Consider the following 14,605-nt stretch of genomic DNA (forward strand, 5'->3'; position numbering starts at 1 on the left):
GCTTAATCACAGGGTTACTGCTCTAGTCCGTCAGATATATTACAATAAAAGGAAAATGGTTTAGCTTTGCTGCTTTTCTTAGTTATCTTGATGGTCTCTATGTTTGAAATTATACTATTAAAAAAACATGTAGATCAGAGGGAGAACCAGTGAAGAAAAATTGGAATGAAGAAGAGCTTTTAGCAAACTTTATGTTAATGCCAAATGAACTACATCTATCTATGGGGAATAAAACAGAAACGAACCGTTTGGGCTTTGCCGTGTTACTAAAGTATTTCCAACAGAAAGCTAGATTCCCTAGCCAAAAGCAAGACATCCCAAAAGTAGTGATCGAGTACATAGCGAAACAGCTTGATGTTTCGCATGATCAATTTGATGAATATAGTTGGGGTGGAAAAGAAAAGACTTATACCCGACATCGAAAAAATATAAGGGATTTTTTTGGATTTCAGGAGCTTACACGTACAGATAATGATCGTTTGGGACAATGGTTAGAAGAACAAGTTCAGTCTACACATGATACAGACTATTTAAAAAACCAAGCATACAGTCTCTTTCGTAAATGGAAAGTTGAACCTCCTTCTATTGGGAGCTTAAAGCGTATGATTGACTCTGCCATTGATACTTTTGAAAAGAGCTTATATAAAATGACATATCAGCAATTATCTGCTAAGACGTGCACTCGGTTAGATGCTTTACTTGAGTCCCATGCTGATGAGGATTCTGATGGAGAGGAAACCGACATTTTAACTTTTCGTCAACTATTATCTTCTCCTCGTAAACCAAGTGTAAATGCGATGGAGATGGAGGTTAAAAAACTGTTAGCTATACGACATCTCCAAATTCCTAATGGTTTGTTTCATCATATGACTCCAAAATTACTAAAGAAATATCGACTTCGTGCAGCTACTGAGACTGTAACGGAATTGCGAGCACATCCAGCACCCATTCGCTACACCTTACTTGCCATCTTATTTTGGCATCGTCATGCTGAAGTTATCGACTATTTAGCTGATCTGTTGGATGAAATCACTCTCAAGTTCGGAAATAAGGCCAAGAATACTACCCGTAAAGAAGCAGTAGAAGAGTTGGAAAGGGTTCAAGGGAAAAATAAACATATTATCAACTTATTAAAAGCGACGGTTAATCATCCAGATGGAATTATTCAAGATACTCTATATCCGATTGTAGGCGCTTCAACAATTCGGGATATTATTAAAGACATGACAAGAAATCACCGAGAATACAAAGAAAAAATCTATATAAAGATGCATTCTTCCTATCGGGGGCATTATCGGATTGCTTTCTGTAATATCTTAAAAAATCTTACGTTCAGATCTAATAATCAATCTCATCAACCTGTCATTGAAGCTCTTCAACTAATTCGAGAATATGGTGATAGTGGTCAACGTTTTTTTGCAGCTAATGACGAAGTTCCTATTGAAGGAGTGATCCAGCCCAAATGGAAGGATATCATTATTGAGACGGATAGTAAGGGAATGGAGAGGGTTAACCGAATCAATTATGAGATTGCTGTTTTACAAACACTTCGAACGCGCCTCCGGTGTTTTACCGTTAATATCAATAACATGTGTTGTATTATCGATTTTACGAGTACTGATGTTAGAATTTACTTTATCAAAAGATAATGTAGAACTGCCCCACATTTCATTAAATTCAACCTCATATATACCAGCTAGTTCTGGCCAATTGATTTCTACAACATGTTGTTGGTTACCATCTAAAATTCCTTGTTCCATATTCGTTTCAGAACCATAGGTCCTAAAATTACTCTCAATCCTTACTTCTTTATTAAAACAAGTATAAAATGATTCCTACTTCAAATACTAAAAAAAACTATTGAAGGATATGATTCAAATGACACTCCATCTAAATAAAAATAACTGCCCTAATTATGAAAAAATTAAATACATCCTCAACGAATCACCAGACTTAATGTGTAGAACACTTGAAGTTGGTGGAGATTGTCTCGAAGTTATTTTCATGAAAAATTTAATTAAACAAGAGTTTCTAAATGAGTATGTAATTAAATACATTCAACAACTTCCGATAGAATACATAACTTACTCTTATTTATTGAAAAACATACCAATGAACGAAGTAAAGAAAAACCTTAAGGAACAAGAGATTATCTCTTCCCTCTTAAATGGATTCGCTTATATTTACTTATCAGACGAAAGTAAAGCATTTATGGTAAATTGCGCCAACCCTATTGAAAGATCTATTGAGAAAGCAGAAACAGAATCATTGGTATACGGTCCTAAAATATCGTTTACAGAATCATTATCTTCTAACATTAAAATTATAAGACAAAATCTAAATGATTCTAATTTGTGTACAGATGAATTAAAAATAGGAGAACGTGTTAAGAAGCAAGTAAGAATTATATATCTTAAAGATATAGCGGATGATGACACACTTAAAACACTTAAGGAGAAGTTTGAAAATATAAAAACTGATAATATAAGTGACAGTTCAGTATTGGCACAATGTCTTGAAGATAATCATTACTCATTTTTTCCACAGTTTATATTAACAGAGTTGCCCGATAGATTCCTCTACTCTATTTTAAACGGACGGATTGGTGTTCTTATAGATGAAAGTCCAATTGCTATTATTGGACCTGCTAATTTTTTTTCGTTTTTTGAATCAACAGAAGACATATATTTGAGATGGTCCTTAAGTACTTTTATAAGATTTATACGATTATTTGCTATGGCAGGGTCACTATTTCTTACAGCATTTTATGTTGCAACCATGACATTTCACTCTGAACTAATTCCATCTAAATTGTTACTTATAATTGGGCAATCACGTTCACAAGTTCCTTTTCCACCTTTGCTAGAAGCACTTTTACTCGAATTATTAATTGAATTACTTAGAGAGGCTGGGGCACGCCTTCCGTCAAAAGTAGGGCAAACAATGGGGATTGTTGGAGGTATTGTTATTGGCCAAGCAACTGTTGAGGCAGGTTTAACTAGCAACATTTTAATTATTATTGTGGCATTTAGTGCATTAGGGGCATTTACGGCTCCTATTTATGAAATGGGCACTGCTATAAGAATTGCTAGATTTCCTTTCATTATTCTAGCAGGTGTTGGGGGATTAAATGGGATTATTATCGGTGTCTGTGTAATGATGGTCCACTTGTTAAAATTGACATCATTAAACAAACCTTATCTTGCACCTCTATACCCTTTTAGGATTAAGGATATAAAATACTTCTTAATACGTCTACCCCACCATTTTTATATGAGACGTCCTGTTGTCAATCGCCCAAAAGATTCATTCCGCACAAGGTGGAGATTTAAAAAAACAGAAAAAGATTTAGATGAATTTTGAGGTGGATAATGAAATCAAATATTAGTTTTGTAAATGCCTATATGGCTTTCTTTATCATACACACTTCGCAAATTGGTATGGGCATACTTGGAGTCCCGAAAATTATTTATCTTGAATCTAAGAAAGATGCTTGGATCTCAGTTTTACTATCCGGTCTATTCATTAGTATTATCACTTGGATTATTATTAGCATACTTAAAAAACATGGAAACTGTAATCTTTATGAAATACACGAAAATTTATTTGGTCGCTTTATAGGAAGTATCATCAATACCTTAATTGTCATTTACTTTATTGCTGTACATTACTCTATCATCATCAGTTATGTTGAATTGTCCCTAACATGGGGATATGAAGGAGTTTATGAATGGGTAGGCACCTTAGCGCTATTATTAATAACAATTTATGCAGTATCAGGTGGATTCAGAGTAGTTGCAGGGATATGCTTCTTATCCTTTTTAATGACTATATGGCTGCTATTTGTGATGTATCAACCACTTGATTCCATAAACTTAACTAGAATTTTACCCATCATGTCGACAACTCCGTCAGAAATGATGAAAGGAGTTTTTAAAAGCAGTTATACAATGTTGGGTTTTGAGACTTTATTTTTTATTTTTCCTTTTATAAAGGAGAAAAAAAAACTACTTCTATTCAGTCAATTAGCAATCTGGTTTACCACACTTCTTGTTTTAATTGCAACTGTTATTTCCATATTATTTTTTAGCCCTAAAGAATTAGAAAAACATATCTGGCCTATTGTCAGTATAATAAACGCTGTCCATTTTCCATTTATTGAGCGCTTTGAATCTATAGCAGTTTCATTATGGATATTAGTTATTTTTCCAAATTTATGTATAATCCTATTCATTTCTTCCAAAGGAGTTAAACAAATATTTCATTTAAAACTAAAACATGGAATATGGGTAATCTCAATAATCATTTTTATCACGAGTTTTTTTATCACAAAAAGAGTCGACAATAACCTTTTGATTGATAAAGTTGGTCAAGTAGGCTTTTACCTATGGTTTATCTATCCAATATTCTTATATTTCATTTCAATCATTAAATCTAAAATCTTTTCACGTTCAAAACGGAGTTGAAAAAATGAAAATATGGCTTATTCTACTACTTTGTTTCTTTCTCTGTACGGCATGTATGCTACCTGAAAAAATATTAGAAAGGCAAGGAATTTCAACTATTATTGGTTTTGACTTACTTGATGAGAATACATACAAAGGCACTATTAGCTTGTTACAATTCGACCGTAAAGAAGAAAAGACGAGTGTAACCCTTTCTGCCGTCGGAACTACAAGCAAACAAATAAGACAAAATTTAGAACAACAGACAAGCCACGACCTTACTTCTGGTCAATTAAGGACCATACTGTTTAATAAAAATATGGCAGAAACAGTAGGAATTTCTTCTTTTCTGGATACTATGCAACGAGATAGCAGTATCAGTTCTTTAATCTTTTTGGCCATTACTGATAATGCTGAGGAGACGATTAAAAATAAAAACTATGAAGAATATCCCGAAATGGGATCCTATATCTATCAACTATTGGATAAACACGAAAAGAAAGAAATGTTAGTCAACTCCAACTTGCATGATTTTATTTCCACACTATATGAAATTGGTATCGATCCTACCTTACCTATTCTATCGAATGAGAATGGTGTAGCACCCTATTTAGATGGGGTTGCATTATTTAGGGATGATAAAATGGTTGGTTCTATTTCCATGAAAAAAACCCTGTATATAAAATTATTCACCGATCATAATGCTTTTTTGGGGGATATAACTTTAAATATTCCTGCAGAGGTATTAGAAGAAAAGGGAATAAAACTAGTCGAAAAGCAAAAAGGAGATAAATTTAATATTACAATTCACCCAATAAAGTACCGCGGAAATGTTGAATTATCTCAGAAAGAGTCGGTTAATTTAAATGCATCTATTTTAGTTTCAACTATAGAATTACAGCCTTCTGTTACTCTTAAAAATAAGGAATCAATAAAAAAAATGGAGCTAATAATTGAAGAAGAACTAAACAAAGAATTCGGGGATATTCTTGAGAAGTTTAGAAAATTAAATACTGATCCAATTGGCATTGGAAGAAAAATAAAAAGTATAAGAAAATATTCCAATTTAAATGAAAAAGATTTGAGAGGAAAGTATTCCACATTAAATTTAAAACCAAATATTAAGGTAGAAATAAAACGAACTGGGGCAGTTGATTAGTTCACGAATTACTTGTGAAGAACCTCATTTACTTATGAAAAGCTCACCGAGGTTGATATTAAACTTATCTTCCAATAGTTCAATAATTGTATGTAAAACCATAATTAACTACAATCCTTATTCAACAATCTGGCCCTATTGCGGAACAAAAATAAAAGAGCTCTCTTCAGTCATACTGCGGCTGGTTAGTTTAATAAAATTAGCCCCATAAACGGACATTTATGGGGCTGGTCCTTATTGGAGCAAGACACACTCTATTTACCCTGATCTTTGGTACCAAAACTCATTCCCAAAATCAAAGTAACATTTTTAATAACAAACACCGTTTTTGGTGCTAATATATTCATATAAATAGTTTTTAGTAGGTGATTAATTATGATTTTTGGTTACGCGCGAGTGAGTACGGAGGAACAAAACCTAGATATGCAAGTTGATGCATTAACACAATTCGGGGTTGAGAAGATTTATAAAGAAAAATTAACTGGCACACGAAGAGATAGGCCTCAATTAGAAGACCTTTTAAAAGTTTTACGAAGTGGCGATAAAATTGTTGTATATAAACTTGACCGTATTTCACGTTCCACAAAACATTTGATAGAACTGAGCGAATTATTTAACGATATGGGTGTACATTTTGTATCAATTACTGACAGTATTGACACTTCAACCGCAATGGGAAAGTTTTTCTTTCGTACAATGGCAAGCATCGCTGAACTAGAAAGAGATATTATTAGTGAACGAACAAAGTCTGGTCTTCAAGCAGCAAGATCAAGAGGAAAGAAAGGTGGGAGACCTACTAAGAAAGAAGATAAAGTGGAAATGGCTGTTAAGATGTATAAGAGTAAAGACTATACAATTAAGCAAATTACAGTGGCGACTGGTATCAGTAAGACCACGCTGTATAGGTATTTAGACAAGGCGCTATAGGGTTGCCTCAGTAAGTCGGTTGCAGAAATTACATTTTATGTAAATCATCTGACGGACTAGAGCAGCAACCCTGTGACTAGGCCATATTGAAAGTGTTGTATTTGAAAATGATAAAGCTAAATGTTTTTATGATAAATTCCCAGTAAATAAAGGTCATATGTTAATAGTACCGAAGAGACACTGTGAGGATTATTTTGGTTTAACTATTGAAGAAAAACTTTCAATAGATAAATTAGTATTGAGATGTCAACAGCGGTTCTATTTTCCCTAATTTCAGCGGTCCAAAATTCCCTATTACTAATTAACGGCCGGTTGTATGCCGGCTTTTTGCTTTTCACGAAGTCTAAATGATTGTCCTTTGATATTGAAAGTTGTGGAGTAATGCAACAATCTATCCAAAACCGCTGTTGCTAGGACGTCATCGCCAAATATTTTCCCCCACTCAATATACGATTTGTTAGAGGTTAAAATAATTGACCCTTTTTCATAACGTTTTGAAATGATACGAAAGAATAAATCTGCACTTAACTCATCAAACGGAAAGTATCCCATTTCATCAATTATGAGTACATCGCACCTACTTAACGATCGGACCAGGCGAGAAGTGGTTCCCCTTTGTTCTGCCTTGCGGCAGGAAGTAATGAAATCATCGGCCCGGGTGTAGTAAGCTGTGTATCCTTGACGAAGTGCTTCGATAGCGAAACCTATCGCCAAGTGGGTTTTACCAACACCTGGCGGTCCTAATAATAAGATATTTTCTCCATTCTCAATATAACGACCAGTTATTACTTCTTTTACACGCCGTTCGCTAACACTTGGTTGAAATGAGAAGTCAAAGTCTTCGATAGTCTTGTGAAACGGTAGCTTTGATTTCTTTATTCTAGTTTCTAGTGCTGCACCTTCTTTGTGTTCAATTTCATGTTGAAGAAGGGTGTTTAGAAATTCAGAATATGTTACATTATGTTTAGAGGCATCTTCTAGGATGCCATCTAATTGATTGGCTATGTAAACCAAGCCAACTTTCTTAAGACGTTCAGTTATAAGTTGTGCGTTCATTTGTGATCACCAGCTTTTAATTGTTCTTCATACACGTGAAGTGAACGTTGTTCCACTTCATGATTAGAGGGCTGAATGTGACGGGTCGCCAAACCGTTTTGTGTCACATCTGGCTCTTTTTTTATGTTCTTTATGTGGTTGATATCCGTTAATGATTTATTGATCCCAGAAATAATCGGATGAGTAGCGATGCACTCTAGATCAAAATAGATCTCTAAATGATGATCAAGAGTTTCCTTCACCTTTACTTCCATCCCTTTATAACGATAAGGAACCGAATAGTTTCGATCATTATAAGAAATCATGCTGCTTTCCGTTACGTAAGTAACCTTCCATTTACTTATTGGGAATAAGGGTCTCGTATTCCAATGTAATAAGTGTTTTTGTTCCTCTTCAAAACGCTGTAGAGGTGGCTCAAGCGTCGTTTGATTCGGTTTTTTATTGGCCACTTTGTCCAGCCATCCACTTAACATCTCATTCATCTCATGAAGTGTATTCTTTTGTTTTCTTTGCAGAAAATTCTTCTTAAGGTAACCAACCGCACTTTCTACTTTCCCTTTGGTTTGTGGTCTTGCTGGTTTACACGCTTTCGGAACAACTCCATAGTAAGCTAGGAATTCTTCGAACTTTCGATTAAAACGTATTTGTGTTGGACTATGTAAGGTGACTACCGTTTTCATATTGTCATAGAGTATGTGTTCAGGAACGCCGTTAAAATAGGCAAATGCATTCATGTGGCATTTCATTAGCTGCTCCATATTCATCGTATTTGTAATTTCCATGTATTTCATACGGGAGTAACCTAAAACGATGATAAATACATAAAGCTTTTGTTTCTTCCCATCAACCTCATGTTCTCCAATCTCTGCCCAGTCCATCTGTGCTTGCTTTCCAGGAGGTGTTTCAAAACGGATACTCGATTGTTTCTTTGGTTTCTGGCGATAAGGTCTGATGAAATCTCTTAAAATAGTCATCTTTCCTGGATAACCCATAGATTGAATTTCCTCAAGAAGCACTTCGCAGTTAGTGGTACCTTCCTTTAACCGTCTTAATAAATAGTCTTTATATGGATCTAAAAGGCTTGTTTTCAATTTACCGTGAGGTTGTTTTTTTTTCTTTGGTAACTCATTTTGATTTAAGTATTTTCGTATTGTTTTTGGATCAAAGCCTGTTAATTCTGCTATAGCAATCTGAGTCCAACCTTTTGAGTGATACTCTTTAATCATAAAAAATTCCCCATCCTTGATCATTATCTCTCTACACTCCAAGTTGTTTTTGAGATAATTATCCGTTATTATTGGGGAATTTCACACCGTTGTTATTAGGGATTTTACCACCGTTGTTTTCAGAGAAGTAAATCATTATTGGATTCAAGGTATAAACCGGAAGGTTACAACATTGGAGTGAATTGTGGGGAGACAGCAGGTCAAACGATTTTTCATTGTCACATACACTTAATACCAAGATACTTTAACGATATTAATGACCCCACAGGTGGTGTTAGAGGAGTGATTCCACAAAAAAGGATTTATAAATAATTATACATATTATTAGGAGGTTCCAATGCTAACAAATTTGTATTTGGTTAGACATGCCCATTCTACTTACACACCAGAGGAATTAAAAAGACCCTTATCAGAAAAAGGACTAAAAGATGCTTACAAAGTCAAAGAGTTACTAAGAGAAGAAAACATTGATCATGTTATCTCAAGTCCATATTTAAGGGCTATACAAACGGTTGAAGGAATAGCATTAACACTGGGCAGGGAGATTCAAATTGTAGATGAATTTAAAGAAAGAAAGCTAACGAAGGAAGATGTTAATGATTTTGAGCAAGCAATTAGAAAGGTTTGGGACAACCCTGATTTTTCTTGGGAAGGTGGAGAGTCAAACAAGAGTGCCCAACAAAGAGGAATTAAAGGCATTGAAATGGCTTTAGATAAATATGAAGGCAAAAATGTTGTTGTAGGAACACATGGAAATATTATGGTACTAATGATGAATTATTTTGATGAACAATACGATTTTGAATTCTGGAAGAAGCTTGCTATGCCAGATATATATAAACTTTCTTTCCAAAAAAAAACCTTAGTTAATTGTATAAGAATATGGAAAGATTCTAACTTAATTTAACTTGTGAAATCCTTATTAATAGTGAAGTATAAAGTTCTATTTCAAACGGTAGCTTGTTTAGTTGAACAAGTCAGTTAAAAAAAGTCGGTTCCTTAGCGTACAGGAATTCGACTTTTTTTAGTTAAAATTCGCTTAGCGTACAAAACTTCCGAAATGTTGGCTGTACCCCTATAATTCCCTCAACAACTTCGTTCTATTCATCTGATATTAAGCTAGTCCTGGCTTATATCGGCCGGACTAACTTAGAGCAAGAAAAAAATGCTAAGCCCGTCACATCAAAGGCTTAGCGTATATTTTGTTCATCCAGCCTAGTTATCCATTTTGATAAAACTTTAAGGTGCTCGCAGTCAAGCAACCGTTTTCCCAACGAAACTACACATTTTCAATAATAATCCTTTGTGCTGTTCTCAGGTTGCGTTTTACAGTTCTCAACACATTTTCTTCTTCTGCGTAAGCACCTACTTGCACACCGTCAACAATTACACGTTTAATAGCCATATTGCTTTTCAGATTAGTCGATTTTCTCTTCAAATTAAACGCGCGTGCTAACCCATTAACATGCCCTTGGGCAACCGCTTGCCGCCAATTCGGGTCTCTTAATTTTTGGGCATCGCTTGCATGATCAATAAATCCGTTCTCCGTTAATAAAGCGGGCATTCTGGTTTCTCGCAGTACATGGAAATCGGCCTTTTTTTTACCACGGTTATGCAAGTTATTTACTTTGACAATTTCTTCATGCATAATGTCCCGAATTAACGCTGTTCTCGATGAATCAGACAAACTGTTATGAATATAATCTTCATACCCATGAGCTGAACCGTTAAATGCATTAACGTGGATGGATAGAAAATAATCTGCACCCCAAGCATTCGCATCATCTGTACGTTCTTTCAAGCTGCGCGTAATATCTGCTGTTCTACTCATTTTAATTTGCAGGCCTTCATAATGGTTTTCCAAGAGATTCCGGATGCTATGGGAAATATTTAAGGTAATTTCTTTTTCCTGCATCCCATTGCCAATAGCTCCTGGGTCCACTCCCCCGTGACCAGGATCTAAATATAATTTAAACATTTTACACCACCTCGTACAAATACAATATGATCGAAGAGTAACGGAGGTATAGGAATTCGTCTGAGGTACATATAAAAATAGGTGATGATAGGCATTACATTTCATTGAATCAGATGATTTATTTTAAAGCTAAGAAATTTTCCAAATGCGAGACCATATGTATGAGCAGCAGGAATTAATGTTCCATATTTTTCGTGGGTCAGGCAAACTCTTTTCATCTAGACAGTAGGCTGATTGATTATTGATGCTTCTTTCTTAACAAAACACCTAAGTGATTCTCTGTGCATATACTGTATCATTACTACAGGATTATGATTAAATACAACTCAATCCATACATAAAATAATCAAGGAGAGGTTAATTTTGAAAATTCCAAAGACAGCCAAAGTTAGTATCCCCTTTCCATCCGTATGGGGGATTGATGCTTCTATTGCGGGGAGATCCATTATTAGAGGTATACTTACCATTGATTCCATTGTAGACAACAAAGTAGTAGGTACAGTTAATTTTCGTGGTATACCTATTCCGATTAATGGGTATTGGGACGAAAGCGCTAAACAAATAAGTTTCGATTCACCATATGCCTCCTTTTTTGGCAACTTGACAATATTTGATGAGACCGCTATAAGCATTCGGCATTTCGTTTTAAGTGGACGGTTTATAATGAAACCTCCCTCTTTGCTGGCTGGTGAATATGGAAATTGGATTGCTACAACCTTTACACCCCGTTTGGGACCTCCCATATATACTAATGTTTTACCACCTGCTGGTGCCTTTTCAGTCTCAAGTATGCTCTTGGGACAGCAATTGTTTTAATTAGACCATGACTTTATAAAAACAACCTTCGTTTGTGATTGACTAAGGTTGTTTTTTATAAAGTGTTCTCGGAAAATACAGCCTTGCTTTAAATCTGAGTTTAGCGTATATCTCCGTTAAAATGTACTCGGAACCCTTTGATGATCGTGCCTAGTTAGATAAACAAATATTGATACTTCCTTATAGAAATAGCCTGCTTGGTTAGGTACGTTGTTTCACAATCCCCGGAAATTTTTAATATAAGTAATGAATGCTTATTTTTTTCCTTCCGATAGCTTTCTATATAAAGAAGCTCTAGATACATTTGTAATTTCACAAATTTGATTTACAGTCATATTTCCTTCTTTATATAGCTTTACTGCATAATTCATTCCTGCGTGATTTTTATGATATTTCTTTAACCGTCCTTTAAACTTCCCTTCTTTCTTTGCGAGCTCAATTCCTTCACGCTGACGCATACGAATAAGGTCTCGCTCTAATTGGTTAACACCAGCCATTACCGTAATTAAGAATTGGCTATATGGATTATCTTCTGATAAATCTAGCCATGTATCCTTAAGTGATTTTAAGCTTCCCTTTTTATTTCGTATTAAATCAATCAATTCAAATAAATCTTGCGTACTTCGAGTGATCCGAGTTAAATCTGTAACATAAATAATGTCACCTTCCTGTAAATCCTCTAACATTTTTTGAAGTTGTTCACGATCTTTTGTGGCTCCTGAAGTTTTTTCTTCATAAATAATATCCATTCCAATTTCGTTCAATTGCCGAAATTGTCTTGAAGGATTTTGGCTAGTCGAACTGACGCGTACATAACGGGGTGGCGTCAGGAAAATGCGGATTTACAACGATAAGGAATTTCCAATATAAAAAGCCTGATTTCCCATCACCTAAATTGAGAAATTAGGCTCTTTTTTCGTTACTCCATAAACAGCATTCTATTACTGAATATGTAATTTACTTCGGGATAACAGGGACCCAGAGTTCGTGTCTTGGTTTATGCTTCGGACCGTAATAACATTCTATACACGGTAAATTTGCAAGTTCATACTCGGAGGTAGGGACCCACTCGGAATATAAACGTTTCCATGCATCCACTATGTTCGGAAAAACTGCCCATGTACTTGCGGGAATAATAAGCGTCTCCATATTTTCTGGGGATTCCCCATCGTATCTTACGCCCATGAAATAGGAAAATTGTTCATCTGTGATGGCAGCTTCTTTTCCGCAAACCCCCAGAAGGCTTTCAAGCGTGCATTTTGGATTTTCCCATGACATATCTACTAGTTCTTGCATAAATCCATCTTTTTTCGCAGTGTTCCAAAGCGTAGGGATTGTTTTAAATGCTCTGCTTGTTTTTACTGGCTTGCTTTTTCCGACAATTCTTAATTCAAAATCAAGGTTTTCAATTCTGTAGTCCATCTCGGTATCTCCTTTAATAGAAATTTGAAAGGAAATTTTGGGAAAGGCTTTTAACTGTACCCCTCTATTACGAGCATTGGAAGGGGTTACCCCATGCATTTTTTGAAAAGCACGTGAGAAAGTATCAGAAGAAATATAACCATATTTAATTGCCACATCGATGATCCGAATATCACTTTTTTGAATTTCAAATGCTGCAAGTGTTAACCGTCTTCGTCTAATATATTCTGATAGCGATACACCTGAGATTGAAGAGAACATTCTTGAAAAATGAAACTCAGAACAGTTAGCTGCTTTTGCAATCTCTTTGTAGTCTATTTCTTCATCCAGGCTATTTTCAATGTAGTTTAACGCATTGTTCATTCTTTCTAGCCAATCCATAAGTTTACTCCCTTTCAATATTTACTTTAAAACAAAATAGATAATAATTACCGACATTTCATGCCTAAAAATGTTGGTGAAAAAATACACCTTTTGATAGAATCAGGACAAACTATTTGTTTCTTTCCGATAGATTTCTATATAATGAAGCCCTAGATACATTAGTAATTTCACAAATTTGATTTACAGTCATGCCGCCTTCTTTATATAGTTTTACTGCATAATTCATCCCTGCGTGATTTTTATGATACTTCTTTAAACGCCCCTTAAACTTTCCTTCTTTCTTTGCTAACTCAATCCCTTCACGTTGACGCATACGGATAAGGTCGCGCTCTAATTGGTTCACACCAGCCATTACTGTAATTAAGAATTGGCTGTATGGATTATCCTCTGATAAATTTAGCCATGTATCCTTGAGTGATTTTAAGCTTGCCTTTTTCCTTCGTATTAAATCAATCAATTCAAATAAATCCTGCGTACTCCGAGTGATCCGAGTTAAGTCTGTAACATAAATAATGTCGCCTTCCTGTAAATCCTGCAACATTTTTTGAAGTTGCTCGCGATTCTTTGTTGCACCAGAAACTTTTTCTTCAAAAATAATATCCATCCCGATTTCGTTTAATTGCTGAAATTGCCTTGAAGGATTTTGGTTAGTCGAACTGACACGTATATAACCAATTTTCCGCAAAATATCACCTCATTTTTGAGATAAGTCTTATGAGACACTCTTAACTATGATTTTATCAGTCTACTATAATTGTATCAATAGAGTACACTCTATTGATTTATAATTGAACTAATTAACTGAACAATTACAGAAATGAGATGATACTGTATGAAAGTTGCGAGAGGTAGAGAATTGCTTACATCGGAACAGCGACAGGTCCTTATGCAAATTCCTGAAGACGAGTGGGTGCTAGGAACCTACTACACTTTTTCCAAACGGGATTTAGAAATTATCAATAAGCGAAGGAGAGAAGAAAACCGTTTAGGGTTCACCGTTCAATTAGCTGTTCTTCGATATCCCGGTTGGCCATACACTCATATCAAAAACATCCCGGATTCAGTCATACATTATATATCAAAACAAATCGGTGCTAGTCCATCCTCGCTAAAGCTTTATCCTCAAAGAGACAATACACTTTGGGATCATTTGAAAGAAATTCGAATTGAATATAAACTAGTAACTTTTACT

Annotated in this window: 15 protein-coding genes and 1 pseudogene; 10 read left to right on the forward strand and 6 right to left on the reverse strand. The window is 35.0% G+C overall.

From position 1 onward, the window contains the following. Positions 1-149: 149 nt before the first annotated feature. From PDK19_RS26875 to PDK19_RS27525, 6 genes and pseudogenes are all read left to right on the forward strand, one after another. Positions 150-1,568 (forward strand): annotated as a pseudogene (locus tag PDK19_RS26875) (DUF4158 domain-containing protein); the annotation flags it as partial. A gap of 310 nt (positions 1,569-1,878) precedes the next feature. Continuing rightward, complete coding sequence (locus PDK19_RS26880) at positions 1,879-3,363, forward strand: spore germination protein (RefSeq protein WP_088106364.1); 1,485 nt, start codon at positions 1,879-1,881, stop codon at positions 3,361-3,363. A gap of 8 nt (positions 3,364-3,371) precedes the next feature. Then, positions 3,372-4,466: a GerAB/ArcD/ProY family transporter gene (locus tag PDK19_RS26885; RefSeq protein WP_270708198.1), complete on the forward strand. Its 1,095-nt coding sequence runs from the start codon at positions 3,372-3,374 to the stop codon at positions 4,464-4,466. Positions 4,467-4,470: 4 nt separating this feature from the next. Beyond that, on the forward strand, positions 4,471-5,604 hold the full coding sequence (locus tag PDK19_RS26890) for a Ger(x)C family spore germination protein (RefSeq protein WP_270708199.1): 1,134 nt from the start codon (positions 4,471-4,473) through the stop codon (positions 5,602-5,604). 375 nt (positions 5,605-5,979) lie between these two features. Then, a complete protein-coding gene (locus PDK19_RS26895) occupies positions 5,980-6,531 on the forward strand; it encodes a recombinase family protein (RefSeq protein ID WP_000576162.1) in 552 nt (183 codons plus the stop codon). An 85-nt stretch (positions 6,532-6,616) separates the two neighbouring features. Continuing rightward, positions 6,617-6,802 carry an HIT family protein gene (locus PDK19_RS27525; RefSeq protein WP_078214948.1) on the forward strand — a complete coding sequence of 62 codons (186 nt, stop codon included), beginning with the start codon at positions 6,617-6,619 and terminating at the stop codon, positions 6,800-6,802. A gap of 26 nt (positions 6,803-6,828) precedes the next feature. On the opposite strand, the gene istB is transcribed toward PDK19_RS27525, so the two are convergent. After that, positions 6,829-7,587, reverse strand: a complete 759-nt coding sequence (gene istB, locus PDK19_RS26900) for an IS21-like element ISBce16 family helper ATPase IstB (RefSeq protein ID WP_000993737.1) — start codon at positions 7,585-7,587, stop codon at positions 6,829-6,831. Continuing rightward, positions 7,584-8,837: an IS21-like element ISBce16 family transposase gene (gene istA, locus PDK19_RS26905; protein WP_000588560.1), complete on the reverse strand. Its 1,254-nt coding sequence runs from the start codon at positions 8,835-8,837 to the stop codon at positions 7,584-7,586. The genes istB and istA overlap by 4 nt, the downstream gene beginning before the upstream one ends. A gap of 114 nt (positions 8,838-8,951) precedes the next feature. On the opposite strand from istA, the gene PDK19_RS26910 reads away from it, so the two are divergent. Both PDK19_RS26910 and PDK19_RS26915 read left to right on the forward strand, forming a co-directional pair. After that, complete coding sequence (locus PDK19_RS26910) at positions 8,952-9,125, forward strand: HIT family protein (RefSeq protein WP_014315595.1); 174 nt, start codon at positions 8,952-8,954, stop codon at positions 9,123-9,125. A gap of 25 nt (positions 9,126-9,150) precedes the next feature. Then, positions 9,151-9,720 carry a histidine phosphatase family protein gene (locus PDK19_RS26915; protein WP_000957215.1) on the forward strand — a complete coding sequence of 190 codons (570 nt, stop codon included), beginning with the start codon at positions 9,151-9,153 and terminating at the stop codon, positions 9,718-9,720. A gap of 372 nt (positions 9,721-10,092) precedes the next feature. Here PDK19_RS26915 and PDK19_RS26920 read toward each other — a convergent pair whose 3' ends face one another. Continuing rightward, entirely contained in the window at positions 10,093-10,791 is a 699-nt protein-coding gene (locus PDK19_RS26920; RefSeq protein ID WP_000475617.1) for an N-acetylmuramoyl-L-alanine amidase family protein, read from the reverse strand. A 363-nt stretch (positions 10,792-11,154) separates the two neighbouring features. Here PDK19_RS26920 and PDK19_RS26925 point away from each other — a divergent pair, with 363 nt between their 5' ends. Then, positions 11,155-11,607, forward strand: a complete 453-nt coding sequence (locus tag PDK19_RS26925; RefSeq protein WP_000701227.1) for a hypothetical protein — start codon at positions 11,155-11,157, stop codon at positions 11,605-11,607. Between the two features lie 254 nt (positions 11,608-11,861). Here PDK19_RS26925 and PDK19_RS26930 read toward each other — a convergent pair whose 3' ends face one another. The 3 genes from PDK19_RS26930 to PDK19_RS26940 all read right to left on the reverse strand — a co-directional run bounded on the left by PDK19_RS26930 (position 11,862) and on the right by PDK19_RS26940 (position 14,098). Then, positions 11,862-12,437, reverse strand: coding sequence for a recombinase family protein (locus tag PDK19_RS26930; protein WP_033656251.1), 576 nt, complete (start codon positions 12,435-12,437; stop codon positions 11,862-11,864). A 127-nt stretch (positions 12,438-12,564) separates the two neighbouring features. After that, complete coding sequence (locus PDK19_RS26935; protein ID WP_000383881.1) at positions 12,565-13,410, reverse strand: AraC family transcriptional regulator; 846 nt, start codon at positions 13,408-13,410, stop codon at positions 12,565-12,567. Between the two features lie 112 nt (positions 13,411-13,522). Beyond that, positions 13,523-14,098 (reverse strand): recombinase family protein, encoded by a 576-nt coding sequence (locus PDK19_RS26940; RefSeq protein ID WP_001226074.1) that lies wholly within the window; start codon positions 14,096-14,098, stop codon positions 13,523-13,525. 147 nt (positions 14,099-14,245) lie between these two features. Between PDK19_RS26940 and PDK19_RS26945 the strand changes: the two genes are divergently transcribed. After that, positions 14,246-14,605, forward strand: a 360-nt coding sequence (locus PDK19_RS26945) for a DUF4158 domain-containing protein (protein ID WP_000861528.1), incomplete at its 3' end; no start/stop codon positions are given.

It is taken from the genome of Bacillus cereus group sp. BcHK124 (assembly GCF_027712065.1).
In the GTDB taxonomy this organism is placed as follows: domain Bacteria; phylum Bacillota; class Bacilli; order Bacillales; family Bacillaceae_G; genus Bacillus_A; species Bacillus_A pacificus.

Excerpts from the sequence above, each read along its gene's own strand:
- PDK19_RS26880 (WP_088106364.1), top strand. The coding sequence starts at position 1,879 with ATGACACTCCATCTAAATAAAAATAACTGCCCTAATTATGAAAAAATT.
- PDK19_RS26885 (WP_270708198.1), top strand. The coding sequence starts at position 3,372 with ATGAAATCAAATATTAGTTTTGTAAATGCCTATATGGCTTTCTTTATC.
- PDK19_RS26890 (WP_270708199.1), top strand. The coding sequence starts at position 4,471 with ATGAAAATATGGCTTATTCTACTACTTTGTTTCTTTCTCTGTACGGCA.
- PDK19_RS26895 (WP_000576162.1), top strand. The coding sequence starts at position 5,980 with ATGATTTTTGGTTACGCGCGAGTGAGTACGGAGGAACAAAACCTAGAT.
- istB (WP_000993737.1), bottom strand. The coding sequence starts at position 7,587 with ATGAACGCACAACTTATAACTGAACGTCTTAAGAAAGTTGGCTTGGTT.
- istA (WP_000588560.1), bottom strand. The coding sequence starts at position 8,837 with ATGATCAAGGATGGGGAATTTTTTATGATTAAAGAGTATCACTCAAAA.
- PDK19_RS26915 (WP_000957215.1), top strand. The coding sequence starts at position 9,151 with ATGCTAACAAATTTGTATTTGGTTAGACATGCCCATTCTACTTACACA.
- PDK19_RS26920 (WP_000475617.1), bottom strand. The coding sequence starts at position 10,791 with ATGTTTAAATTATATTTAGATCCTGGTCACGGGGGAGTGGACCCAGGA.
- PDK19_RS26935 (WP_000383881.1), bottom strand. The coding sequence starts at position 13,410 with ATGGATTGGCTAGAAAGAATGAACAATGCGTTAAACTACATTGAAAAT.